Origin of the sequence: Bacillus sp. FSL R5-0709 (genome assembly GCF_038004785.1) — a bacterium.
Classification (GTDB): Bacteria; Bacillota; Bacilli; order Bacillales; family Bacillaceae_G; genus Bacillus_A; species Bacillus_A mycoides.
In genome coordinates this window covers 960,592-985,519 of record NZ_JBBORT010000001.1, presented here as the reverse complement: position 1 = coordinate 985,519, position 24,928 = coordinate 960,592, and the positions used below count along the sequence as shown (strand labels likewise).

The following is a 24,928-nucleotide window of genomic DNA, read 5'->3' as shown; positions in this document are numbered from 1 at the left end:
AAGAATCCCCCTCAAAGCATCAGCTTTAAGGGGGTCCTCCTAGTATTTTCTCTCTTCATACAATCGATTTGCTTTATATGAGAAAAAGAAAAACATACCAATCGCAGCTGGGATAAACAACCATGAAATGCCCCTCATTAATGCAAATGGCGTTTCAAATAAGAATGATCCTAAAAATGCTGCGCCGTGCATATCCCATAATCCTGGTGTATAGTATAGGCCTTTCGGATTTAACATCACTCCTAAATCAATTGTATTATTAAACATAAATAGCATTAATAGAGGAAAATAACATATTGCTAATTCTAAAAATGTCTTAGATAAACGTTTATACTTCCCTGCTCGTGACATTTGATCTGAAAAAATGTCATCTTCACTTTCCTCATCTATCTTTTTAAAATATTGCGTGCCTGCCCACCATTTACCGGCTATATGCTTCCAGCCGCTATCTTCAAATAACGTACAATAATTAATAAAATCACTTCGTCTATAAAATATTCTATAATCTATTTTAATTGTCGCATCCTCTGGTTCTGCGATTTTAAATTTATAACCAAATGTATTACTTTTTAGTTGATAGCCTTTCCAAGCCATCTCTTCTAACCATTTTTCCTCTTTCTCAAAGTCTAAAAAGAATTTCAATCTCCACATCTTCGCTTCCTCCTAACTATACATTTAATAAGCTTTTTGTAACCCCAATAATGTGCTGCATCCTCATAAAGTCTAAATGTAATACTTCTTTCCCCCGCTCAGTAATGACATACACTTTTCTTCGTTTATCTTCACTTTTTACCGATTCTATTAATTGTTGCTTTAATAAATTTTCAACCGCACCATACAATGTACCCGCTGCGATTTTCACTTGATGATTACTAAGTTCCTCAACCTTTTGCATAATTAAATATCCGTGTGCTGGCTCTAATAAAGCTAAAAGAACGTAATACGTTGTTTCCGTTAATGGTAAATTTTTATCTCTATTCATAAAGACCTCCAGTGTAACGATTAATATATAGCTAAACTATATAGTTGAACTGTATAGTTTTATTTTATACAGTCTAACTGTACATGTCAAATTTAGGTACAAAAAAACAACCTAGATCTCATAGGATCTAGGTTGCTTTTTTACATAAACGTAATCGTCACTAAAGAATATCCTTCTTTCGCATTATACGGCTCAGCTTTATAAGAAACACGGTTCGCTCCTTGCGGATAACCGATTTCTCCAATTACTTTTTTCACATCTTGCAATGCGCCATCCATTGATTGTTTATAAAGAATTTCAATCTTTGCTGACTTTGTGCTATAACGTTGCTGCATTTTATTTTTGAATTCATTATAGTTATTTGCGATATATTCATTTCCTAAATAATTTAACTTTGTATCTTTTAATATTTGCTGATATGCAGGTGTTTTCGTACCACCTGTCGCAATTTTATTTGTTAATGTACTATAATAGTTTGTTGTAGCTTGCGGATAGTCCACGCGGTTCCACTCATGATTTCTTGCAATTTGCTCGTCAGATAAGTTGAAATAAGAATACGTTACGCGGCCTTGTTCATCTGGCACTGGATCATCGAATGTTGTATCAAGGTGATACCACTTGCTATCGATTTTAACTAAATTCCAAGCATGAGGCTGACCGTCTCCAGTTCCTACTACAAAATGATTCTCAATTCCAGCTTCTTTTAATAATTGATAGGTTAATAGTGTGTAACCTTGGCAAACGGCAGAACGATTCGCGAGTGCCTCATATGCTGTATACGCTTTATAAGACGTATCGTAAGAAACATGTTTTACAACATAATCATGAACCGCCTTCACTTTTTCATGATCATCCATTCCCGTTTGAATAATAGAAGAAACGATCGCTTTCGCTTGTTTCATCACATACTCTGTTTGTTCTTTCGTTTCGCGATATGTAATATTTAGCGTAAATGTATAATTTCCAGGTGATCCAGATAGTGAGTATGAAATATTCGATCTATTATAATTTGTATACTCATTTTTATTTGCGACTTCTTCATATGCGTTAAAAAGTGTATTCATCACTTCTTTTGTATTACTGTTTTTCGTTTTATATGGAAGTGTAATATTCGTTTCATACGTATTAATACGCGTTTGTACTTCATTTTTGAATGCTGCTAATAATGCCGCATCTCCCGTATCTTGCACCGCAACCTCAGGCTTTTTATATTTCAATGCATTATATAAAAACTGTGCATACTGTTCACGCGTTACCGTTTTAGCTGGTTCAAATTTCCCTTCTCCTGTACCAGATGCAATCCCGTTTGACTGCACCGCACTAATCGCGTTTTCTGCCCAAAACCCATTTGGAACATCATTAAATGTATGTTTTTGTTTAGCTGAAACTTGGAACGCATTTTTAATAATTTGCGCCATTTCTGCACGGCTAACAGAATCTTTCGGTCTAAAACCGCCATTTCCATCACCTTTAAAAATTCCCAATTTCGTTAACGTTAAAACCTCTTCCGGAAACATTGTAGAACCTGAGCGAATATCACGATACGGATTATTTAAAGTAGACCCATCTTTTAATACATAACGAGCACCATCATTACTAAACGTACCACCTTGCTTATTCGGTACTAACACACGATAAATTAAAGCTGCAACTTGCTCCCGCGTCGCAACATCACCAAAACCAAACATCCCATTTCCATAACCTGAAATAATATTTTTACTCGCTAAGTCTTTAATCGCAGGATAGGACCAGTGCGATGTAGGTACATCCGAAAAAGCACCCGTTTCAGCAGCTTTCACATCACTGCCATTTGTATATAATAAAGCACCACCAATAAGTGATAAGGATGTAATTGATTTTAATAGTTTTATGTACATAATGTATTCTCCCAATACGTCTTCTATTTTTGTTATTTTTTGTCGAAAAATCTAAAAGAATATGACAAAACACATTATACAATTAAAACTTTTCGGAGGATATATTAAATTTCAAAATATGCAAAAACTCATATTGTTATAGAGATTCATACTGATATTATGCTGTTTTACTTACGAATATATAAATAATATCGTTTTTCGAGCTTTTATTTCGCTAAAATGTAGCCTATAAAAACAATGCTACCCCCATTAAAATCGCAATATAATCCTGAGAACATACCTTTTAACATAATTCATTGTATGATTGCCAATTTCATGTCCTTTATTTAAAACAGTTTTTACTAATTGTAATTATTGGAATCCACTTCATACCTCCATGCAATATTCTTTGGAACTTTTGGATACATTAAATGTGCATAGCATTGGAGTTTGCATATATTTCACTTTTGTATTTTTGGACCACGTATTAGGAGGGTATTTATGATGAAAAGCTGTACAGCATTCCTTATTATTGATGTACAGGTAGGTTCATTTGAAGAGAAAAAAGTCCTATATAATAGAACGGAATTATTAAGAGTTATTCAATTATTGATTTCTAAAGCCCGTTCTGCTTCAGCCCCTATTTTTTATATGAAGTTTAACGGGAAGTCTGGTTCCTTGCTTAGCCAAGGGACACCTGGATGGGAAATTCATAAATCAATTGCTCCAGCAACAGGAGATGTCGTTCTTGAAAAGAATCATCCGGATTCTTTTCATAAAACGAGTCTTCAACAAGAGCTGGAAATGAGAAATATAAAACGAGTTGTTATAGCAGGAATTCAATCTGAAATTTGCATAGATGCAACATGCCGGCGTGCATACAGCTTAGGGTATGACGTTACTCTTGTAAAGAATGGACATAGTACATATAATTCTACAATATTATCGGCGTCTCAAATTATTAAGCATCATAACGAGATAATAGGTCAATGGTTTGCCTGCGTAAAAAATTCCGAAAGTATAGAGTTTTGATTCCATTTCTATATTTGATAGTCTATATATTTTTTACTATAGCCACTTTCAAAGAATTGCTTTCCAGTGAACTGCTTCCTAAACTAAGCTGCCTCGTTTCCACAATAAGAAGAGAGCTGTCCATAAGTCAGTTTCACCAACTTATGGACAGCTCTCATAGTTTCACCTTATTCTATCGATGAATCCAAACTGCACCTGCAGATTTGTCTTCAGCTTGACCTACTACTTCAAACTTCAATCCTAGTTTCGGCAACTTACGTCCTGCATCTGGAATAGCGCTGTTGATGTACTGCTTAGAATCATCAAATTTTGCAACTCCTGGTAATCCTTTATAGTCAAAGATACCGCGAGTTGGCGAGTCTACTCTCCATGCTGGCGCTTGATCAAATGAGAATGCCGCATCGGCAATTTGATAACGCGTACTGCTCTTCACAGTCGGTTGTCCGTTTAATGTACCTACGATTGCCTCTGGATGAGAATCTACTACTCCTAAGAATCCTTCACCTGGATGAACACCTACCCAGTTATCTGTAAAGCTTTGATCCGCATACCATACAACCATTCCTGTATTAAAGACTGGACCACGCGCATGTTTTAACGCCGTGTCAGAACCAGCGTAATTTCTCCACTCTACGTAGTAGTTATTTTTTTTCTGTTCCAATCCGTTAGATACAGTAAATCCTTTTAACGTCATTGCTGGCCCGCCTTCTGCATCATCTGAGAAAACAACTTTGCCATCTACAGTTAATGCAGCATTATCTAACGCAAATCCTTTATAAGCTACTGCAATATCTGTTAAATACTCAAATTGCAGTTTTACTTTTTTCCCTTTGAATTGGCTTAAATCGTATGATTTATCAACCCACTTACCATCAGTTGTATCCACGCCGCCTTTTACATCTTTTTCGCCCATTCTATCAATACGTGTCTTCGTTCCATCTTCTGCAATCGCATATACGTCAAGGAAATCATACTTCGCTTCAAGTTCGTAGAATGCCTTATAATCGAACTTAGCATCCTTTGCATTTGTTAAGTCAAATACTGGTGTCTCAAGTGTTGTATGAATGTCATTTCCTTTTGTGCTGTAATAAAACTTCTTCCCAAATGCCGATTCGATATTTTTAATATCCTTGTCCGGCAAGTTAACACGAACGATTCCTGGTCGTTTTGATTTTGTAACACTTTGATCTAAATATGTTGCAACACCGACTCCTGTGCGAAGTTTATCATAATCTACCTCAACGATATTCGCCCAGTTGCCCTTCATATTCTTTTGGAAAAACTCTTTATTTTGTGGTGAGAAGCTTGTTGGCTCTGTTCCTGCAATTTTTCCAGCCCAGCTGCCGCCGCTCATAATAGACCATGACTCAACAGGTTCACCTTGTCCCGAGTACTTCGTATCGTACTCATCTGGTAATCCTAAATCATGACCATACTCATGCGCAAACACACCAACCGCTCCATCTTCAGGCTCGATTGTATAATCGTATGCAGCCATCTTTCCGCCCCAATTTGAAACAGAAGATTTTGTGCCATCAATCGCATATGGTTTTGATCCAAGTTTTGAACGATGAGACCAAATCGCATCATCTTTCAATTTACCGCCGCCAGCTTCTTGACCCACGCCAGCATGTACAACCATTAAATGATCAATAATGCCATCTGACTCATTTTTATTTCCATCACCATTTTGATCGTACTGATCAAATTGGTCATAATCAGCTAAGTTAATTCCTTTTGCTACCGCTGCTTTTAATGCTTCTTTCACAAGATCACGTGGCCCTAAAGGACCTTTGTTATCATGACCAGTACCCGCATCCGCACCATAATCTGAAGCTTTTCCTGGAACAGTAAGCCATTCCGTTACAGTTCCATCCACTGTGTAGCTCCCGCCAGATTGTTCTTCATAATATTGTTTAAATGTGTTAATCTTCGATCCATCAAATAACGTAAATGGTTCATTACCAAATAACATTTTTTGATAATGTTCACGATTGAAGTCCTTAGAATACATGTATCCTGGCTCTTGATCAATATTGTTATGCTTAAAATCGCTAAATTCTACAAGTAAAACAAGTACTTTATCTTTTCGAACAGCACCGTTGTACTCTTCTTGCTTCGCTGGTGCAGTAGGTACTTTTCCATTTAATTTACTAGAATTCAATCCTGCACCTTGTCCAGCTACTGGCCCTACTGTTGGCTGCTGCGCCTGTTCATTTTCCTTCATTTTTGCATCTTTTACTTTTTTCATAAAATCAGAAGCTTCTTGCGTAAGACTATCTCCTGTCAAGATTTCTTTACCAGGGTTTTCCCCTTTCTTTTTCTCAACATATTTTTCGACAGCCTTTGACGTCTCAGCTTGTGATGCAGATTGATCAATTACGCCCCGTTGTTTTAGCGCTTCTGCCAAACGCTCTTCCGGTATTAAATGCTCATCTATTGGTAGAGATGATGGCGAATCAGCATACGCTGCATGACTTCCAAAAGCAAAACTACTACTTAGTACTGCCGCTGTTGCTAAAACTGATAATGGTTTTAACTTCTTATTCTTTTTCAATGCATTTCCTCCCCAGTGTCTGCGAATTATCGTTTTTTTTTGCCGATAGAAACATAATATTCTCTTTATAGAGAATATTCAATGTTTTTCAACAATTAAATGTTGAGAAATATTTTTTTGTGCAGGGTGGGATACATAAGATAAAAAAATACAAACCTTCTACTAGTTTATGTTTTGCACATAACCATAAAGTGGGATCACTCGTTCTTTTGTTTTGATGGCGATAGAGTAGTGCTAGGAAAGGAAAGAAAATACAACATACAAACAGCCCAAGTTCCTTATTCGAACTTGGGCTGTTTTTTAATATAAACTGATACTTTTCTTGCTGGTGCAAAAGCTCTAAAAACCTTGTAAGTACGCTCTTAAACTTGGACATACTGATACTATTAATTTAGCAAAGGTTTGCACCAGAACCTTATTTTTTAATCAACATTATTTAACTGACTCTACTTGTTTTTCTAATTTTATTCCAAGGAATTTAGCAAGCTCAAGCATACCAAATTGATTAGCTACAGACTCTGCGTCAGAATTATAGTTTGTGTTTGTATTAATATCATACGTATAAATTGTTCCATCCGAACTGCGAATAAATTCAATACCAGCGACAGTAATTTCGTTTTCTTTCAAAAATTCTTTGTATTGTTCAATAATTGGCTCTTGGAAGTCCGATATAATTTCAAATTTTGTTGACGACTCTTTCTTACTCTCTTCTCCTACTGGGCAAAAAGCATCGTGAATAGAGCACGCATCTGCTGGACAAAGCTCAAATCCTTCTGATGTATCTACTTTAACTGCATATACAAACTGACCGCCTACAAACTCACAACGTGTAATATATGGTTCTGGCGCTTCAATATACTGCTGGATTAAAGTAATTCCATCAATGGGCTCTTCAAATGTCGGACCATCCAAATATTGCTCTAAAGCATCAATGGAATGAAACAGTTGAACACCAAGACCTTTACCTGCACGGTTATGTTTTGTAATGAATGGCACTTCCCCTAACTCCTTTGCTGCTTTTACTATATTATCACGGCCAACAGCACCAATTGTTTTCGGCACTTGTATCCCAAAATTTCTTAATGCTGCATATTGATTCAATTTACTTACTTCAAGGCGTAATGCACGAGACCCATTAAATACTGTTCGTCCGTATCCCTCTAACCAAGCAAGAACTCCTTCAGTCAACTCAGGTGCATATCGATGCCCTCTCGTATGTGAAGAAGCACTCATACGGCTATAAAAAACACCTTGGGGAGGTTCTTTTTCTAACGAAAGTGTTCCTTCATTTAAAAACCATTCCTCATAAGGTAACTCCAGTTCTTCCAATCTTTTCACCAAATGATCCGTCCATTCCTTATTCTCATGTAATATGTAAATTTTACTCATTTGTAATCAATTCCTTTCTTTTTGCTTCAACTAACGGCATCACTTTTTCAGAAAATCGTTTCATCTCTTCAAGCTGTGGAGAAAATTGTAAAAGTAATAACGTAACACCCACTTTTTCAAAAGCAAGTATCCTTTCTGCAATTTGTTCTGGTGTTCCGATTAAATTAGGACGTAATCCACGATTAGATACGGAATAATCATTGAGCTTCACTTGCTGTTCCAAATGCGACTTACTAATAAAATCTTGGTAACCCGCATAACCTAAAGCATCGTCTTTCACATCCGTTATGCGTCTCCATTCTTCTAATGCCTCTTCTTCTGTATCACGACAAATGACGTAAGCCGCGAGCCCGAATGACTGCAATGGCTCCTCTGTGACTTTCTTTCTACGATTCTTCATATCTTCTATTTTCACAGATACCTCTTCTACTGTTCCCCCATGCATTACATATGCATCCGCGTGGTTTACAATTACTTCTTTTCCTCGCTCACTCTCACCACCTGCATAGATCTTAATCCCTTGTTTCTGCACAGGTTTTGGACTTAAATGTGTATTATGAAGCTCATAAAAATTCCCTTTATAAGAAAACTCTTCTTCTTTCCAAAGCTCTTTCAAAACTGTTACAAATTCCTCTGTGCGATCATACCGTTCATCATGTGCGGTAAATACCCCGCCGTACTGTCTCGCTTCTTCTTCCCACCATGCTGAAACTACATTCAATGTAAAACGGCCATTACTTAATTGATCAATATTTGCTGCCATTTTCGCTGTAACTGCTGGATTATGGAATCCAGGTCTTACAGCTGTCATAATCTCTAATCTATCCGTCACTGCTGCAAGTGCTGCCGCAGTTGTCCATGCTTCTAAACTTGGTGCTGAAACACCTTTTATATCATTTAAATTTAATTCTGCTATAAGTGTTGTTGAAAAACCTAATTGTTCTGCCGCTTGCGCTGTTTGTTTTGCATACTCAAACGTAGGCGGCATAGATTCATCATCTACATTTCGAAGCCATCCCCCAAAAATCGGCAACCAAAAACCATACTCCACTACCTATTCCCCCTTTAACTTTTAACCATAAAAAAAGCTACTCTTAACGAAATAAGAGTAGCCTTCTTGACTAAATGAACCGCTCTTATCTTTCAGGTGTTTTTCACCTGCAGGATTTGGCACCTTTCGTCTAAAACGAGGTTGCCGAAGTTTCATAGGGCCCTTCCCTCCACTTCTCAACATAAGAATTGTTTGATTTCCATTTATTATAATCATCAGAATAATAAAAATCAATCGTTTAATACTTATTTTTCCGATAAACATTAAATGATATATGAAACATCATATTGTTATAGAGATTTATAGGGTATTATGTTGTTTTACTTGCGGATATATAAAGGGCTATGTTGTATCATGTCGAAAACATCATTTATAACTAAGTTGCTTTACTTCTATCTTAAAAACACAGAAAAATAAATATCAATCAAATGAGGTGTTAGTAACATGAAAAATAAACGATGCGAGAATTGTGGTTCTACTACATTTAAAGAAGGAAGGATTGGATCTGCTTATCATGCATATGTTTGTGAGGATGAATCTAGTAGATTCTTTTCAGGAGGGAAACGTTCCAAACTATTAACCACATTTTGTTTAGAGTGCGGTGAGGTGCAATCATTTAGAGTTGAAAAACCGGAGATATTTAAAGAATAAAATAATACTAATTACATATTTACAGTAGGAATGATAACAACGGACGATTTCGCTACAACTAGAGTAAATACACCAATCATATTAATAAAAAACAAGAATAAGGTGTCTAAAGGACCCCCTATTTTGAGCCAATAATGAGACATTATGTTAATCTTATATGTATAGTTGCACAAAATTGAGAAACTTAAGGAGACAGATCAATTTTATGAGAAAATCATTCATATTACTTACTTTAATTCTAGTATTAGTCAGTGTTACGGCTGCTTGTACACAAGATAAAAAAGATAGTGCCGTTGAAAATGGTCCAATAGAAGAACCAACCGCAAAAAATGAAAATGAAGAATTAATAAATTTTGAAGAAAAAGAAGATATGAGCCGCTTGGAACAAGGTATTTTATTAGTTGGTGAGAGTGTTAAGGGAGGCTATTACTTGACCGCCGTTCAAAATGCATATTTAAATGCTAGTAACGATTCCGTCGTTGTTAATGTCTCTGTAAAAAATGTACGAGGTCAAACGATTGGACTATCAGAATTAAAATATAACTTAAAAGATGAAAAAGACGGAAAGGCCTATGAAGGAAAGGTGCTTGATCAAAACCCTTCTGATATACAAGTTAAACCAAATGAAACGGTAGAATTAAAAATAGCTTTTGAAGTACCAAGTACCGCAGATGAATATATGTTTTATATTGAAAGCTCTTTAGATCCTCTAGGAGCACACTGGAAAATCGATAAGCTGCAATCACAAAAAAACTAAATCTAAAATACAATATAAAAGTCCCTCTACCTAAGGCAGAGGGACTTTCTAATTACTATCTCAAACTACCCGCAATCTCCGTAAAGATAACTCCAAGCGCATGTGCACCTGCATCTGGATAGCCTAAGCTTCTTTCACCAACTGTACCAGCGCGGCCCATACGAGCTACGATTTCTTTCGTATACTCTGCGCCTTTAACCGCTGCTTCTGCTCCTTTTTCAAAGGCAGTTTTCACGTCTACTTCGTTTGAAGCGCTAGCTAACCAAGAATCTACACATGGAGCAAGTGCATCAACAAGTGTTTTATCACCAACTACCGCTCCTCTACCGAACGATCTTTCACCGATAGATTGTATGCCTTGAAGTGCCGCTTGCAACATTTCAGCGAACTCTCCAGCTGTTAGCTCACGTTTTTCGCCTGCTGCTTTACTAGCTGCGCGGAACGCTCCGCCCCAAATTGGACCAGAAGCACCGCCGCAATGTTCCATAATAATCATCGAACAACCGTCAAGGAACGAGCCAATCGTTACATTCTCTTGTCCTACAATAGAATGCCACTCACGTTTTAATTGCTTAAATCCTTTTGCGACACTCATTCCGAAGTCTCCGTCACCTGCATGTGTATCTAACTCACAGAACGGTACTTCGTTTTTAATAATAATGTCGCTCATTTTATCAACGAGATAAATCATGTTGTTTAATGTAATGACATTATCTTTAATAACAGCGTGCTCTTCCGCTGTTTCTATTTCGAAGGAAACTTCCTTCTCTTCTACATCTTCAAGCACATTCACGTACTCTACACTTTCAACTGGTCCATCTACTTTAAACGCTGGTGTATTACACTCTTTCGATAACAACGTTTTTAACTCGTCATCTAACTTCATTACTGTTAAAGACATACCTGCCATATCAATACTCGTCATATAATTACCGACGAATACTCTATTAATCTTAATATTTCTAGCAGCTAATTCTCTCGTAACTGCGTTATTAAATAGGTAAAGTTCTTGCAGTGGTGTTCCGCCAAAACCATTTACTAGCAGTGCGATTTCCTCACCATCTTTTACTCCTAAATCTTTTATTAAATCATTTGTCATACGGTTAGCTAATTCATCTGCTGACAGCGTTTTTTCACGTTTAATACCTGGTTCACCGTGAATACCTACGCCGTATTCCATTTCATCTTCCGCAAGTGTAAAAGTAGGTGATCCGCTTGCTGGAACTGTACAAGAAGTTAATGCTAAACCGATTGTGCGCACGTTAGCCGCTGCTTTTTCCGCTACAGCTTTCACCGCTCCTAAATCCATTCCTGCTTCCGCTGCTGCGCCGGCAATTTTATGCACTAAAATAACTCCCGCAACACCGCGGCGTCCTACTGTATACAGGCTATCTTCTACCGCAATATCATCGTCTACTTTTACGTAGTCGACTTCAATTCCATCTTCAGTCGCTAAATGTGCACCGTTTTTGAAATTCATAATATCGCCGCTATAATTTTTAATAATTAATAACGTACCTTTTTTACTAGCTGTCTCTTTAATCGCCTGATATACCTGAATTTGTGAAGGAGAAGCAAACACATCTCCGCACACTGCCGCATCTAACATTCCTTTTCCGACTAGACCTGCATGCGCTGGCTCATGACCACTACCGCCGCCGCTAATTAACGTTACTTTATTTTCATTCATTTCTTTCTTCTTAATAACTTTATACTTTTTCAAAAGCTCAAGCTCTGGATGAGCCATAACCATTCCGTTACACATTTCCATTACTAATGTTTCTGGTTTGTTTATAATCTTTTTCATTGTAGTTCTCCCTCAATTCCTTTAATATATTGTGATATATTTGAAATCTTCTTCTTACTACTCATGTTAAAATGAAAGCGTTTTATAGTAAACGGACAAAATGGACAATCTGTCTAAAGACACCGCTCTCATTTGTAGGTAGGATTTTCATATTACTAACATTCTAGGGATGATTCAGATGACCTCTTCTATAATTTCTAAAAAGATAATCGCGAACTCATTGAAACATTTAATGGAAACAGAATCGTTTCATAAAATATCAGTGAGCGATATTATGTTACACTGTCAAATGCGTAGACAAACTTTTTATTATCATTTTAAAGATAAATTCGAACTATTAAGCTGGATTTATAAAGAAGAAACGAAAGAAAATATTATAGACTTTCTTGATTATGAAACATGGGAAAACATTTTCGATTTATTATTTGATTACTTTTATGAAAATCAAAAATTTTACCGAAATGCCTTTAAAGTCATTGAGCAAAATTCGTTTAATCACTATTTATTTGAGCATACGAAAAACTTATATATGAAGATTATTGATGAACTATCCATGAGCTGTAGATTCAGCCTTTCGAATGAGACAAAAAATACGATTGCCTCTTTTTATAGTCACGGCTTCGTTGGGACGATAAAAGATTGGATTGAAAGCAAATGTGAAGTAGATCCATCCATTATGTCTTCTCTCATGAAAAATATGATAAACAATCAATTACTACTATTACTCGAGCAATCAGCAAAGTAATTAAAGGGTGGCAAAAGCAATGAAAAAGATTATGAATGATGTAGAAAATATTGTTCAAGATATGCTGCATGGCTTTTATTTTGAACATAACGACAAAGTAAATTACGACGAAACACATAACATCATTTATGTAAAAGATATCGCAGAAATGAAACAAAATGTCGCCATTATAAGCGGCGGTGGTAGCGGACACGAACCAGCCGATATTGGCTATGTAGGAAAAGGTATGCTTACAGCGGCAGTAAACGGCAGTATCTTCACTCCCCCTACAGTGGAACAAATTGTGGCGGCAACTCGCTTAATGCCACAGGATAAAAGTATTTTATTCATTATTAAAAACTTTAAAGATGACGTAGAAAACTTTTTAGCTGCAGAACAAATCGCCAAAGAAGAAGGAAGACAAATTGACCACATCATCGTAAATGACGACGTTTCAATTGAAGATGATGCTTCTTTTAATAAAAGAAGACGCGGCGTAGCTGGCACCGTTTTCGTTCAAAAAATATTAGGTGCGGCCGCTGAGAGCGGTCATTCTTTAGAAGAACTAACAGCACTTGGCCAATCTGTCATCCAAAACTTACACACATTAGGAGTCGCCCTTTCACCTGCAAACGATCCAGTACAAGGAAAAGCTTCATTCACATTAAACGACGATGAAGTCTTTTACGGCGTTGGTATTCATGGCGAAAAAGGTTACCGCAAAGAAGCACTATCCTCTTCTGAAATATTAGCAATTGAACTTATGAACAAACTAAAAAGCATTTATCGCTGGAGAAAAGGTGACAACTTTGCCATCCTCATTAACGGACTCGGTGCGACACCATTAATGGAACAATACATTTTCGCAAACGATATTCGCCGTTTATGTGAGCTGGAAGGCTTACATGTGAAGTTCGTAAAGGTTGGTACCCTTCTCACTTCTTTAGATATGAAAGGTGTTTCGCTCAGTTTGCTTAAAATAGAAGATTCGGATTGGGTGAAGTGGTTGAAGGCGGATGTTAGAGCGAGTGGTTGGTAACAATAAACTAAACATTATGATGATTGAACGTTTAGTAATCAAAAGTACTGACTTATATGAAGAATGTATAAACCTTAGGTATCTGTAAATAAATCGAAGCATACATACTATTTGCAAGTTATCCGCCAGTTTCGAAATGCGGTTATCCAGTCGGAGAAAGGCACCTTAATGTGTCTTTTTTTTATTTTCAAAAGGACCTGCTCAATTATTGCGTAAAAAACATAAAGTAAATTGAATCCGTTAAAATACATGAGTGACCCCTTGTTTTCCCCTCTTATTAAAGGAGGAACTATTATGGGATTTGGTGGTAGTTGTGGCGGCTGTGGATTTTCTGGCGGCTTTGCTTTATTAGTAGTATTGTTTATTTTATTAATCATAGTTGGAGCTTCTTGCTTCTGCTAAACAAACTATCGGAAAAGACACTCTTATATGGGTGTCTTTTCTTTGTAAACTAAAAAGAATGAGAATGAAAGCCTTTGGTCATAATTACGACTAAAGGCTTTTTCTATATAAAAAATGAAACATAGTAAAAATAAAGTACTTACTTAAATTGTTTTTCACTTTACAAACTATATCCAAAAAGTTGGATAGTTCCTTTTACTACTCATATTATTAATAAATAAAGCAATAACTACAATAACAACGGAACCAACTAAAACCGGCGTTACTAAATAACTCCAACTATTTGCTCCTAAAATAACGACAATTGGATCAGCCCCTGCCGGAGGATGCGTTGTTCTTGTTAACATCATAATAGCAATCGACACCCCGACTGCTAAAGCAATTGTCCAATATTCATTCCCAAACAAATGATATATTGATAGACCAATGAAAGTTGAAATCAAATGTCCTCCAATAATATTACGCGGCTGAGATAGCGGTGCATTCCAAACTCCAAACGCTAATACACAACTCGCTCCAAATGGAGCCATTAGTAATTCTGTAGAAGTTATACTCGTTAAATATGTTAAGGTGAGAATTGTTAAAAATCCCCCCAGTAGTCCCGTTAAAGAATCCTTTATATTTACTTGTAATGGACTTCTCCCTTTCCCTTTCATTTTTGCAAAATATCGTACACTTATTGGTTGAGCCTCTTTCTGCTTAGCTGCTGTTATATTATCCATCGTTTTCCTCCTTTATCGCGCTATTCGCAGGGATGGACATCCCACTGACTAAAGTCTCACTTTATTTACCAATAATTATAACCCGAATTAACTAACCTGTAAATATTCATTTTAGAGGTTAGTTAAAAGATACAAAAAAAGAATCAACTGCTATAAGCTGATTCCTAAACCTCTTCAGATTTTCGAACCTGAAATTTTGCTACTTTTTTCCGGTTCCCACATATTTTCATAGAACACCATTTTCGTTTTCCACTTTTATCTATAAATAATAAAACACAGTCGGGGTTTGAACACCTTTTAAGAGAAATAAGCTTATTTTCTGCTATTAACGTTAAAGCATCAAATGCAATTAACGATACAAGTACATCCTCAATTTCTCCAACTGGGATAGGTACTAGACGCTGTTCAATGACTTTATATGTAAATGGTGCCTTCTCAATTTGTTTTTCTAAATACGCAATAAAATCATTAGAAATTTCGTGCAGATCAGCAATTGCCTCAAACTGTTTTCTCAGTACTTCTCTTACCTCTAATATGCTAGATGTAACTTGATTCACTCGCTCTTGAATTCCTATAAGTGTTTTTTCATTCCAAAAAGGAAGATTAGCCTTTATTACATGTAGCCATTCTAATACATCTTCATCTGTTATTAATAAATCATAACGTTGTCCACGCCTAACTAACTCTGTATTCACTAAATCTAATGAGAGATTTCCAGATATAAGCGGGAATTGTTTTGTTTCCTGCATGTACTCATCACCTACTCTTTAACCAATCATATTCTAAAGCAATATGACGGTGCAACTTTTTATAAATTCACATCCAGAAAAAAGCCCTATTACTAGAACATCTCATCCACATTTAAAGGAATCTACATATGCCTTCTCCCCTTAAAATCACCAAAACCCATTTACAAATCTATAAAAGTAGATATAATATCCTTATGGAACCTTTATTAATTTATAAAGCATTGTCAAATGAAACAAGATGTCAAATTTTATCATGGTTGAAAAATCCAGAAAACCATTTCGATGAAAAACCTTATCTAGAGCAAGGCCTTAACTTTCAAGTTGGAGTGTGTGTAGGAGATATCCAGCTTAAAACTGGCTTAGCCCAATCGGTTATTTCTAGTTATTTATTAACAATGAAAAAGGCAGGATTACTAGACTCTGACCGAATTGGAAAATGGACCTACTATCGCCGAAATGAAAAAACAATACGAGAGTTTTCTGAATACGTTCAAAACGAATTATAAAATGAAAGCTAATAATCAATCTACATATCAATTGATTATTAGCTTTCACACATTCTGCTTTTTTACAGGTATCCAATTACTTTTTTATAAGATTGCACTACCTATAAAAGCAAGAAACATAGAAAGGAGAAAATTTTTTAACATATCATATCTAGTTATTTAGATATCTGTTATTGTATTTCGAATTACATAATCCTGATAATATTGGCATCCAATCATACTTGTAATAATGCTTCTTTGTTAATGAATTTACTTTCAAAATACTGATACGAATGGAGAGTTTTATAAATGAAAAAAGTAAATCCTTTACTTATTCTGACACTCGCAATAGGTGTGTTCGGAATTATTACTACCGAGATGGGTATTGTCGGCGTATTACCACAAATCACTCAAAAATTTGGAATTTCAACTACACAAGCTGGATTTTTAGTAAGTATATTTGCACTCGTTGTTGCTATTTCTGGTCCGTTTTTAATTCTGCTCGTCTCTAGTATTAATCGCAAAATAATTTTATTATCAGCAATTTTCATATTTGTTATTTCAAATATAATCTACGCTTATACAACACAATTTGAAATCATGCTTATTTTCCGTATTTTACCGGCAGCACTTCACCCACTCTTCTTTTCAATCGCTCTTGTAACAGCTGCTAAACTTGTCCCTCCAGAAAAGAGCGGTCAAGCGGTTACAAAAGTTTTCATGGGAATTACTGTTGGCTTTGCTTTAGGTGTACCACTAACCTCTTACCTTGCAGACCAATTTTCACTCGAAATTGCTTTCTTATTCGGAGCGCTTGTTAACACTCTTGCATTCATTGGAATACTAATCCTACTTCCTTCTATGCCTGTTACAGAAAAAATGTCATTCGGCAAACAAATTCGTATACTCGGCAAACCAGGATTATGGTTAAATATTTTAACCGTCACATTCCTTTTTGCAGCCATGTTTTCCGTATACAGCTACTTCGCCGAGTACCTTGCAAAAGTAACTTCCATGAACGGATCTCTCATCAGTATCATGCTATTCATATTTGGTATCGTTATGATTTTAGGCAATCATTTATTTGGTAGTCTCCTGCAAAAAAGTATAGTAAATACAGTAATATTATTCCCTATCCTATATTCTATTGTTTACATATTGGTTTATTATTTAGGTTCCTACCTTGTTCCAATGATTTTTATCGTATTCATTTGGGGAATCGTACATGCTGGTGGATTAATTGTTGGTCAAACATGGTTAATAAGCGAAGCAAAAGAAGCGCCTGAATTTGGTAATAGTCTATTCGTTTCGTTCTCCAATCTCGGAATTACTTTAGGAACAACTATTGGAGGCTGGTTCATTTCAAACTTAGGTATTCACCAGCTTATTTGGAGCGGATTCATTTTCACACTACTCTCATTTCTGTTAATTATAATAAAACTAAAATTTTTCAATTCTAATAGCCAGGCTTCATTATCAAGTTAGTACATTTTCAGTTTCAAATTTTATAAACTAAAAAGTATAATGATCAAAGCCTTTAGCCATAATTACGACTAAAGGCTTTTTTGTATATAAAGTGAAACTTTACTCAGCGGGGGTTTTGTTCATCCCCCCACTGAGTATTAGCCTTCACCAATCGGGCGTTTACGGGCAGCAGGGCTCCCACCTAACTTCTTTGCTCCAGCTGAATTTTGAGGTGGGAGTTTTACTGCCCGCAAATAGCGGGATAAAAATAAATCTAAAAGGAGCTAATTTTATGGAACATAATCAAAATGGAGTACTTGCTTTAATTGTTTTGTTTTTAGGATTAGTGTTTTTTGTTAGTGGAATGGTTTATCATTTATGGGGTTCTTATTAATTTCAACTTTTAGAAAGATAAATAATTTAAAAACTAAAACGTGTATTGTATCGATATGGCATATTTCCAAAAACAACTTAACATGGTAAAATAATATTTGGACGGGAGTCCTATATTATTAAAATTAAGATGGTTCAAGTCGGAGGAAGGCACCTTAGGGTGTCTTTTCTTTTTTGTTAATTAATAGATTGTTCTCTTCTAGGTAACTCTTTAAAATATAAATTTTAATAAAAAAGACGCTCATGCAGGATCCTTTCTATCCTCTTCATTATAATCAAGAAGACACTCTTTCATTATTTTTGTATCTCTCGGTAACCTTTTTTCAAACTTTGACCATCCGTCGAAGATCATTTTGTTTGGCAAAGGACACACAAATCCTGTAATACAATCCCAAAAAGCATCCCAGTTTTCCACGTACAAATCAGGAAACTCAAGCTTCTCTTTAAGAAGTAAATGCAATTCTTTTGCATTATAAATGTTGCTTACATCTATGACAATAATTGATTCATGTTCATTACTCAATTATATATATAAATCATACTTAGTTAAATTGGGTTGATTTTATAAGGAGTCAAAAACCTCTAAATGTTTATTTTATAATTATATAAATAATCCTAACATCTTCAAAAATTGATATAATGATACAGTTATTTATAGCAATCAGGGAGATGTACAACATGAACTATACACATATGCCAAAAGAAATAGGAATGATTAAGCGGACTCCATTCGCTTCAATACCGAAGAAATTCATCGGTATTGGTAATATTGTTAAAAAACAAACAAAAGTGGAGCGCCCTAAATTAGCCCAAGACAAACAAGAAATTATTGAAAACAAGTTACTATGTTCATTTCTTTCTGAAGAGAAGGTATTGATTACTTATTATAGAGATGGTCATTTACTTACTAGATATGTGACTGTAACTGACATAAATCCGATAAAGAATTTAATAACTTGCACTGATGCATCTTATAACAGAGTTTTCCTTAAATTTATAGATGTAATTGATTTGAGATAAAAAACATACAGTTTTTCAAATATATCCAGGAATAAAAATGAAAGAATCTTGTATTCTAGGTTAAATACAGATAGAGAAAAAGTGTAAGTTCTTGTGAGAATTAGCAAGATAAAGGCTGTTTGTTTAGGTTTTGGACTGTCTGTTATGGTTATCGAATTTACAAATACAAAAGAGGAACAGAACACAATAGAGAAAACTAAAGAAGCATTTAGATAATAGTTGAAAACGCCCGATTAAGGACGGCTTCAACTATTATCTAACTTTGATATATTCATACCACCATTTACCACCTGATCAAGTATCCACCAAGTAATCTTATCTAACTCTGTATTAGGTAGGACATCGGTTTGGATATAACATAGTCCAGAAAGTGAATCAACATTAACGCTACCTTTTATTCCTCGTTCTGCCATAGCTTGAATAGCTTCATCTAAGGAGTTAGTATCGAATCCACCTGACTTAACGTATTGATATCCACATTAGAACCGCCGTTTCCTTCACAATTCCCAACAGTTTGTCCCGTTAGAGCGTATAGTCATACCCCCTCCTTATGGTAATTCCTTTTGTAAATCTTTTTATTTAAATGTATAATTGTATGAAAAGTTCTAAAACTTTGAATCGAGGTGAAAAGCATGAGAAGTTTTGGCTCATTAATGATCTCTACTATCTGCTCAATAATCCTTATAATTTGGAATGCCTATTCCTTCTATGATGGATTCACGATGGGACATACGTATTACTGGGTTAATGGCATCGCAGCTGTTATCTTCTTTCTATTCTTTATCGTAAACATGCGAGAGATCTGCAAGAAAAACTATAGAACCTCAGAACAATAGGAGTTGATACATATGTGGAAAAAAATTAAGAATTATAGATTGAGCTTAAAAGATTTAAAGTTCATGTTATGGCTGTTCGGTATTACATGCTTTATATACAGCTACAATTTCATTGTAGGACTTGCTTTTGTCCACAAATTCCAAGTTTATGATTTAGGTGGTGCTATAGCAACATTCGCCGCATTTATGGATACTAGAAATAGGATTAAAAATAAAAATTATAAAGCAGCTTAATATAAAAAGGATCCTTTGCGGTTTCCTTTTTTCTATGTAAAATAAAAAAGCATCGAATTCGCTACTTTAATTGTTTGTTGTTTGCTTCTATTTCTTCTTCATTAAATAATTTTTGTACATTTCTTTTTAAATCCAATCCTTTATAAACAAGTTCCTTGAACTCTTTCATAGATAATGGATCATTCAATACTTCCCATAATCCTATCAATTCTGTATATTTAGGTGCCTCCGTAACATACTCGTGTGATTTAACTGTTTCGAAGTGTCTATGGAATTCCCAATGACATTCTTCGCATAAATAGTAGAACCCGGAACACCTGTCATTTACACTCAAACTATTTTCTGTTCTATGGTTTCCTAGCCCCATTGTTATTCCTCGCTTTCTACTTGTAAATTTCTATTTCAATTGAATATGCAATATTTCATATTTCATTATTGTAATATTCCTTTATTAACTATCATTTTCTAGTTCATCATTAATATCCATTGATAAATCAACGTTTGTAATTTAATTCCTTATATTAAACCCCGACAAGATACTTTTAAACACTTTATTCAAATAATTATATTGGAATTTCTTGTTCTACAAATCTATACGTGTTTTGTGTATTATATAGCAGAAGAGTAAGGTAAGAGTTACTCTTTGCCATTTTAGAAAAGGTTCTGTTGGAGACAACAGGACCTTTTTTGTTCGAATTTCAATAAAACAATTCTTAAATTCCATCTCATTGGAAATAACTATATAATGAAACTGATTAAATATTAGGAGTGCTATTAATGTCTGATATAATCCGTCTCTTAATTATCATGATGATTGCAACCTTTTTATTTTCTTCCATAATAATGGAGTTTAAAAAACCTCAAAAAAGCATGTTTTGGTTCTCAATTGAAGTCTTGTCTCTCCTCGGAGTTTTACTGCTAATAAAGGAATTTTTTATCAATCATATAACATAGTCCCCTGAATAAAATTCAATATTCCGTCAATACTGTAGACAACCGATTAAGTTACTTTCTCCTTGTTCCCCCTTGGAGAACCGAGCAGTTAGCTTTTGCTGACTGTTCTTTTGTTTGAAATTAAAATAGCGTTTTTGTTCCAAATGATGCCCTCATTAATTCGGACACATTTACCATTATTTTCACCAAAAAATTCATGATATCGTTAATTAGTCGAGTACGTCATTACTTGACGATTACCCTTAGGAGCCCCGCAGACAATCGGGGTTTCTTTTATTTAAAGCCATTGTCTCTTTTAGGGTGATATAGTCCTTAAGATCTTGTTAAACCAGTGTAATTACGGTTGGAACTTCATTCTGTTTGACACATATCCCCAGGCTATCTGGACATTATAAAAGATGAGGTGACTGACATGAAGGATAAAATATTAGAATTAGTACCAGGATCGGTAAAAAAATTACTCCAGAAAAAAGTTAAAGATGGAAACCGATGCATCATTGATTTGGTTGTGGATGATGCAACTGCTTATGGATTTGAACCGGAGCAAGTAATCCCCTGTATCATGGCGGGTTATTATGTTTATGAATCTACCACCTATCCCAGTGAAATGGAGGAAGAATTGAAGCTAAACTTGGTTTTTCATGCGGCCAATCGCTCGGCAATGAAGCTTCTGTCTTATGGGAAGTATAAAGCGAAACAATCTGAAAGTGGATGGATGAGATATACAAATCCATAAGGTTTACTTAACATACACTAACTAGCTTGGTGAGCATGAGGCAACGCCACATGCCCATCGACTTGAGATTTTGAAATACCCCAAAGTATTTTGGTGAAAAAAAGCAACATTTAAGTTCCTTATGACATTTTTCTAATATAAGTTGTAACATTGCCTAAACAACAACTACCTTGTGGATTGTTTACTTCACAACCACATCGATTTTCTCTTATGTTTTCGCGAATATGCTCTACTGGATTAGGAGTAAGTCCATTTTCTACATATTGTTTGATTTTTTCTTTTGTCCAATCAAAACAATAGCAAATTGGTGTAGTTGCTGAGTCATCTTTTTGATTTACAGCTACCTTTATGTCCGATACAAAGTATTTTTTATTATTCGTATCAAAATAGACTACATCACAATCTTCGTTTGAACAAAAATAGTGATTTTCTTTAGCATTTAATGTTTCTAATGCCGATGATTTAAGCAATGATTTTAGTGTAATCAACTTTACATTCTTAGCTTTATTTTTACATGATGGACAATGACCATTATTTTCAATTTTTATTCCTTTAAGGTTACTACAACAATCTTCCATTATTCTCCCACCTTTACAATTTATTGTTTTTATAAATATTCTTCTACTTTCTTTTCTGAATCTATTAAAGTTTCGATAATAAGATATTGCATCTGTCTCACCTCATATAAAGTATAAACCCTGTGCCATAGTACAGGGTCAAGGAAAGTATTATTTACTATATTATCGATTTACTTTCTTAAAATAAACTGTCATTATTCAATAAGCCTTTTTCAGCAATATACTCCGATTGCGAAATTCTAAAACTACATTTAGGGCGATTAACCTTTATCACCTCGTAACTCTTTACTACAACGTTTTACAAAAAATACTGTTATTAAAATAATAATTCCTATACTCAAAACAAGTAATTGATCGAGTGCAATCACATCACGAAAAATCCAACGAGAAACAAAACCGAAGCTAGACATGCACACACATATAAAACCAAAATAATTTAACCATCTATGTACATTTTTCATTCTTCCCCCTCCTTAAACTTGCATTTTATCATTCCATCCTGTTTTTAGGTGTGAGTGCTGGCTAGTCGTGTGGTGATACCTCTATATAGGGCTTTTTCTTTTTTCTCAATGACCAATATTATTAAAATTAAGATGGTTCAAGTCGGAGAAAGGCACCTTAGGGTGTCTTTTCTTTATTTTCAAAAGGACCTGCTCAATTATTGCGTAAAAAACATAAAGTAAATTGAATCCGTTAAAATACATGAGTGACCCCTTGTTTTCCCCTCTTATTAAAGGAGGAACTATTATGGGATTTGGTGGTAGTTGTAGTAGTTGTGGCGGCGGCTTTGCTTTACTAGTTGTATTGTTTATTTTATTGATCATTGTTGGAGCTTCTTGCTTCTGCTAAAAAACTATCGGAAAAGACACTCTTATATGGGTGTCTTTTCTTTGTAATAAAAAGCTCTTCATCACTTTCGGTCTTTAGTGTGACATACAAATAATCCAGTTCCCCAAGCGCCCATATTCCACAGCCCCTTCTTTGTGCTTTTCTTTTCATTTATATTTCAATTTAAAATATAGTAGAAACTCATTACAAGGCTAGTTATATATACAATTATTATAGATAATATATACCTTTCACCACATGTATCATTCTGAATAATTAAAAATAAATATTAAAAATTCCATATAGACCCATTACTGGTTAAAATGTTATAATTAAAACACCCTACATAGTTACTCATGTTCAGGATGAGAAACTAGCGTCTTATTAAGTAATGCGCATAACTTAAATAAACAAGACACTGCAAAGTGTCTTGTTTATTTGCATCAAGTTTCCTTTTTATCCCAAAACCAATATAATAAAATGTAACATTTAATACATATAAAGAAAAATATAGATTTATTAAATCATTATGGCACCCATGAAAGTACTTTTATTTTGGAGGAACAAACTATGAACAAAAAGTTATTAACATCATTATTATGTAGCTCATTCTTATTTGGATTATCAGCTTGCAGTTCACATGATACATCTAGCAGTAACACGAAAAACGAACAGGAGACTTCTAAAGAAACAAAGAATGATGAACTTAGCAACAAGGATCCTCAAAAAGAACTTCCCACCCATGGAGATTCTTCTGATGTATACATATCAATACACTCTGCCGATTCATTAGATGTTATAGGTAATGGAGAAGTTAAAGCACAAGGTGTATTTAAAGTATTAGACGTCGCAGTTTATAATCGTCAAGAGGAACCCATTACACTAAATAACAATAACTTTAAATTAATTGACGGAACCGGAAGAGAATATCACATTTCTAATGAATCTCAATTAGTACTTAAAGCTGCAAATACTGCTACATTTAAATTTGGTGTTCTTAATCCTAATGAAAATTCGGAAGGGAACATTGTATTCGATGTTCCGAAAAATACGCAAGGATTAACTTTGAAAATTAATGGAGATATGCTGGATGAAGGGATCGAGTTAAAGGTGGAATAGTCAAAGAAAATACAAACCGCCTATCACAACTTATACTAACATAACAAAAAGTACAGCCTCTGTATTAACTACAGTAGACTGTACTTTTTCATTTGTGATTTTGTATAACTCACTATAATAGGATTCCTTAGTTCTTTTGAGAAGATGCTCTCCAATCACGAAAAGATGTTGGAAACCCAGAATGTCCACGTTGCTTTGTAACAACTGGTTTCTCTTGAAGAGTAGTTGATTTCTCTTCAGGAATAGTTGGTTTTTCTTCAAGAATACTCAAAGCTGTTTGCATTTTCTCCAGCTGTTCTTTTAAAGCTTGCTGCTCAATCTTTAAATCCGTAAGTAAACGTAATATCATCTCAGAATTAGCCATAACGATCTCCTTTCCCCCAATGCACAGAATAAAATACCATATGTAATAAGCGGAATACTCGTGACAAAAATAAGTTCGTCAACTCTTTTAAAATACCGAGTACTTTTATTTTTTCAAAAGGACCTGCTCAAGTTTATCCGTAAAAACATAAAGTGATATAAATCCATTAATATATGGACTTTATGGAAGGAGGAGTTAA

28 protein-coding genes, 1 pseudogene and 1 riboswitch are annotated in these 24,928 nt (G+C 34.9%); of the genes and pseudogenes, 14 read left to right on the top strand and 15 right to left on the bottom strand.

Translation table 11 applies throughout. The features are described from left to right. Window positions 1–39: 39 nt before the first annotated feature. The 3 genes from MKX37_RS05000 to MKX37_RS04990 form a co-directional block, all read right to left on the bottom strand. On the bottom strand, window positions 40–651 hold the full coding sequence (locus MKX37_RS05000; protein ID WP_002186530.1) for a DUF2812 domain-containing protein: 612 nt from the start codon (window positions 649–651) through the stop codon (window positions 40–42). Between the two features lie 16 nt (window positions 652–667). Then, window positions 668–982: a PadR family transcriptional regulator gene (locus MKX37_RS04995; RefSeq protein WP_001078071.1), complete on the bottom strand. Its 315-nt coding sequence runs from the start codon at window positions 980–982 to the stop codon at window positions 668–670. 140 nt (window positions 983–1,122) lie between these two features. Next, window positions 1,123–2,859 (bottom strand): S-layer homology domain-containing protein, encoded by a 1,737-nt coding sequence (locus tag MKX37_RS04990; protein ID WP_033730912.1) that lies wholly within the window; start codon window positions 2,857–2,859, stop codon window positions 1,123–1,125. A 480-nt stretch (window positions 2,860–3,339) separates the two neighbouring features. Between MKX37_RS04990 and MKX37_RS04985 the strand changes: the two genes are divergently transcribed. Further along, window positions 3,340–3,870: a cysteine hydrolase family protein gene (locus MKX37_RS04985; RefSeq protein WP_033730911.1), complete on the top strand. Its 531-nt coding sequence runs from the start codon at window positions 3,340–3,342 to the stop codon at window positions 3,868–3,870. A gap of 172 nt (window positions 3,871–4,042) precedes the next feature. Here the strand turns inward: MKX37_RS04985 and MKX37_RS04980 are convergent, their stop codons facing one another. The 3 genes from MKX37_RS04980 to MKX37_RS04970 form a co-directional block, all read right to left on the bottom strand. Next, window positions 4,043–6,427, bottom strand: coding sequence for an immune inhibitor A domain-containing protein (locus MKX37_RS04980; protein ID WP_176126841.1), 2,385 nt, complete (start codon window positions 6,425–6,427; stop codon window positions 4,043–4,045). 432 nt (window positions 6,428–6,859) lie between these two features. Continuing rightward, entirely contained in the window at window positions 6,860–7,816 is a 957-nt protein-coding gene (locus MKX37_RS04975; RefSeq protein ID WP_078422047.1) for an ATP-grasp domain-containing protein, read from the bottom strand. Further along, a complete protein-coding gene (locus tag MKX37_RS04970; protein WP_033730908.1) occupies window positions 7,809–8,867 on the bottom strand; it encodes an LLM class flavin-dependent oxidoreductase in 1,059 nt (352 codons plus the stop codon). Before MKX37_RS04970 ends, MKX37_RS04975 begins: the two co-directional genes overlap by 8 nt. Before the next feature lie 82 nt (window positions 8,868–8,949). Next, a riboswitch (SAM riboswitch) is annotated at window positions 8,950–9,055 on the bottom strand. Window positions 9,056–9,311: 256 nt separating this feature from the next. On the opposite strand from MKX37_RS04970, the gene MKX37_RS04965 reads away from it, so the two are divergent. Both MKX37_RS04965 and MKX37_RS04960 read left to right on the top strand, forming a co-directional pair. Next, the gene (locus MKX37_RS04965; protein ID WP_002186538.1) at window positions 9,312–9,518 is read left to right on the top strand and encodes a hypothetical protein; all 207 of its coding nucleotides are present in this window, start codon (window positions 9,312–9,314) and stop codon (window positions 9,516–9,518) included. 205 nt (window positions 9,519–9,723) lie between these two features. Beyond that, on the top strand, window positions 9,724–10,275 hold the full coding sequence (locus MKX37_RS04960) for a DUF4352 domain-containing protein (RefSeq protein ID WP_002169003.1): 552 nt from the start codon (window positions 9,724–9,726) through the stop codon (window positions 10,273–10,275). A gap of 55 nt (window positions 10,276–10,330) precedes the next feature. Here the strand turns inward: MKX37_RS04960 and dhaK are convergent, their stop codons facing one another. Continuing rightward, window positions 10,331–12,082 carry a dihydroxyacetone kinase subunit DhaK gene (gene dhaK / locus MKX37_RS04955; protein WP_078422046.1) on the bottom strand — a complete coding sequence of 584 codons (1,752 nt, stop codon included), beginning with the start codon at window positions 12,080–12,082 and terminating at the stop codon, window positions 10,331–10,333. A 178-nt stretch (window positions 12,083–12,260) separates the two neighbouring features. Here dhaK and dhaS point away from each other — a divergent pair, with 178 nt between their 5' ends. From dhaS to MKX37_RS04940, 3 genes are all read left to right on the top strand, one after another. Next, window positions 12,261–12,827, top strand: a complete 567-nt coding sequence (gene dhaS / locus MKX37_RS04950) for a dihydroxyacetone kinase transcriptional activator DhaS (RefSeq protein ID WP_002140640.1) — start codon at window positions 12,261–12,263, stop codon at window positions 12,825–12,827. A 19-nt stretch (window positions 12,828–12,846) separates the two neighbouring features. Beyond that, window positions 12,847–13,845 (top strand): DhaKLM operon coactivator DhaQ, encoded by a 999-nt coding sequence (gene dhaQ / locus MKX37_RS04945; protein WP_002186544.1) that lies wholly within the window; start codon window positions 12,847–12,849, stop codon window positions 13,843–13,845. Between the two features lie 294 nt (window positions 13,846–14,139). Beyond that, on the top strand, window positions 14,140–14,247 hold the full coding sequence (locus MKX37_RS04940) for a YjcZ family sporulation protein (RefSeq protein ID WP_000505673.1): 108 nt from the start codon (window positions 14,140–14,142) through the stop codon (window positions 14,245–14,247). Between the two features lie 167 nt (window positions 14,248–14,414). Here the strand turns inward: MKX37_RS04940 and MKX37_RS04935 are convergent, their stop codons facing one another. Both MKX37_RS04935 and MKX37_RS04930 read right to left on the bottom strand, forming a co-directional pair. Next, window positions 14,415–14,969 (bottom strand): HPP family protein, encoded by a 555-nt coding sequence (locus MKX37_RS04935; RefSeq protein WP_002125693.1) that lies wholly within the window; start codon window positions 14,967–14,969, stop codon window positions 14,415–14,417. Between the two features lie 164 nt (window positions 14,970–15,133). Further along, the gene (locus MKX37_RS04930) at window positions 15,134–15,718 is read right to left on the bottom strand and encodes a CGNR zinc finger domain-containing protein (protein WP_016126648.1); all 585 of its coding nucleotides are present in this window, start codon (window positions 15,716–15,718) and stop codon (window positions 15,134–15,136) included. A 194-nt stretch (window positions 15,719–15,912) separates the two neighbouring features. Between MKX37_RS04930 and MKX37_RS04925 the strand changes: the two genes are divergently transcribed. Both MKX37_RS04925 and MKX37_RS04920 read left to right on the top strand, forming a co-directional pair. Then, on the top strand, window positions 15,913–16,224 hold the full coding sequence (locus MKX37_RS04925; RefSeq protein WP_002011018.1) for an ArsR/SmtB family transcription factor: 312 nt from the start codon (window positions 15,913–15,915) through the stop codon (window positions 16,222–16,224). Between the two features lie 288 nt (window positions 16,225–16,512). After that, complete coding sequence (locus MKX37_RS04920; RefSeq protein WP_063226612.1) at window positions 16,513–17,688, top strand: MFS transporter; 1,176 nt, start codon at window positions 16,513–16,515, stop codon at window positions 17,686–17,688. Between the two features lie 613 nt (window positions 17,689–18,301). Here MKX37_RS04920 and MKX37_RS04915 read toward each other — a convergent pair. Then, window positions 18,302–18,583 carry a barstar family protein gene (locus tag MKX37_RS04915; protein ID WP_033710138.1) on the bottom strand — a complete coding sequence of 94 codons (282 nt, stop codon included), beginning with the start codon at window positions 18,581–18,583 and terminating at the stop codon, window positions 18,302–18,304. Between the two features lie 155 nt (window positions 18,584–18,738). On the opposite strand from MKX37_RS04915, the gene MKX37_RS04910 reads away from it, so the two are divergent. Further along, on the top strand, window positions 18,739–19,080 hold the full coding sequence (locus MKX37_RS04910) for a YolD-like family protein (protein ID WP_002125679.1): 342 nt from the start codon (window positions 18,739–18,741) through the stop codon (window positions 19,078–19,080). A 252-nt stretch (window positions 19,081–19,332) separates the two neighbouring features. On the opposite strand, the pseudogene MKX37_RS04905 reads toward MKX37_RS04910, so the two are convergent. Continuing rightward, window positions 19,333–19,615: pseudogene (locus MKX37_RS04905) on the bottom strand (N-acetylmuramoyl-L-alanine amidase C-terminal domain-containing protein); the annotation flags it as partial. Between the two features lie 97 nt (window positions 19,616–19,712). Here MKX37_RS04905 and MKX37_RS04900 point away from each other — a divergent pair. Both MKX37_RS04900 and MKX37_RS04895 read left to right on the top strand, forming a co-directional pair. Next, window positions 19,713–19,916, top strand: a complete 204-nt coding sequence (locus tag MKX37_RS04900) for a hypothetical protein (RefSeq protein ID WP_078176431.1) — start codon at window positions 19,713–19,715, stop codon at window positions 19,914–19,916. 12 nt (window positions 19,917–19,928) lie between these two features. Further along, window positions 19,929–20,150, top strand: a complete 222-nt coding sequence (locus MKX37_RS04895) for a hypothetical protein (RefSeq protein ID WP_002125677.1) — start codon at window positions 19,929–19,931, stop codon at window positions 20,148–20,150. 61 nt (window positions 20,151–20,211) lie between these two features. Here MKX37_RS04895 and MKX37_RS04890 read toward each other — a convergent pair whose 3' ends face one another. Beyond that, window positions 20,212–20,517, bottom strand: coding sequence for a hypothetical protein (locus tag MKX37_RS04890; protein ID WP_002134718.1), 306 nt, complete (start codon window positions 20,515–20,517; stop codon window positions 20,212–20,214). A 999-nt stretch (window positions 20,518–21,516) separates the two neighbouring features. Between MKX37_RS04890 and MKX37_RS04885 the strand changes: the two genes are divergently transcribed. Next, the gene (locus MKX37_RS04885) at window positions 21,517–21,840 is read left to right on the top strand and encodes a hypothetical protein (RefSeq protein ID WP_002064068.1); all 324 of its coding nucleotides are present in this window, start codon (window positions 21,517–21,519) and stop codon (window positions 21,838–21,840) included. Between the two features lie 119 nt (window positions 21,841–21,959). On the opposite strand, the gene MKX37_RS04880 is transcribed toward MKX37_RS04885, so the two are convergent. Together MKX37_RS04880 and MKX37_RS04875 are read right to left on the bottom strand one after the other, a co-directional pair. Continuing rightward, entirely contained in the window at window positions 21,960–22,418 is a 459-nt protein-coding gene (locus MKX37_RS04880) for a putative iron-sulfur cluster-binding metallochaperone (protein WP_078422045.1), read from the bottom strand. Window positions 22,419–22,678: 260 nt separating this feature from the next. Then, entirely contained in the window at window positions 22,679–22,879 is a 201-nt protein-coding gene (locus MKX37_RS04875; protein ID WP_002087259.1) for a hypothetical protein, read from the bottom strand. A gap of 286 nt (window positions 22,880–23,165) precedes the next feature. Between MKX37_RS04875 and MKX37_RS04870 the strand changes: the two genes are divergently transcribed. Continuing rightward, on the top strand, window positions 23,166–23,267 hold the full coding sequence (locus MKX37_RS04870; protein ID WP_000505688.1) for a YjcZ family sporulation protein: 102 nt from the start codon (window positions 23,166–23,168) through the stop codon (window positions 23,265–23,267). A gap of 549 nt (window positions 23,268–23,816) precedes the next feature. Next, window positions 23,817–24,365: a DUF4352 domain-containing protein gene (locus tag MKX37_RS04865; protein WP_002169011.1), complete on the top strand. Its 549-nt coding sequence runs from the start codon at window positions 23,817–23,819 to the stop codon at window positions 24,363–24,365. 127 nt (window positions 24,366–24,492) lie between these two features. On the opposite strand, the gene MKX37_RS04860 is transcribed toward MKX37_RS04865, so the two are convergent. Beyond that, window positions 24,493–24,729, bottom strand: a complete 237-nt coding sequence (locus MKX37_RS04860; protein ID WP_002140614.1) for a hypothetical protein — start codon at window positions 24,727–24,729, stop codon at window positions 24,493–24,495. Window positions 24,730–24,928: the final 199 nt, after the last annotated feature.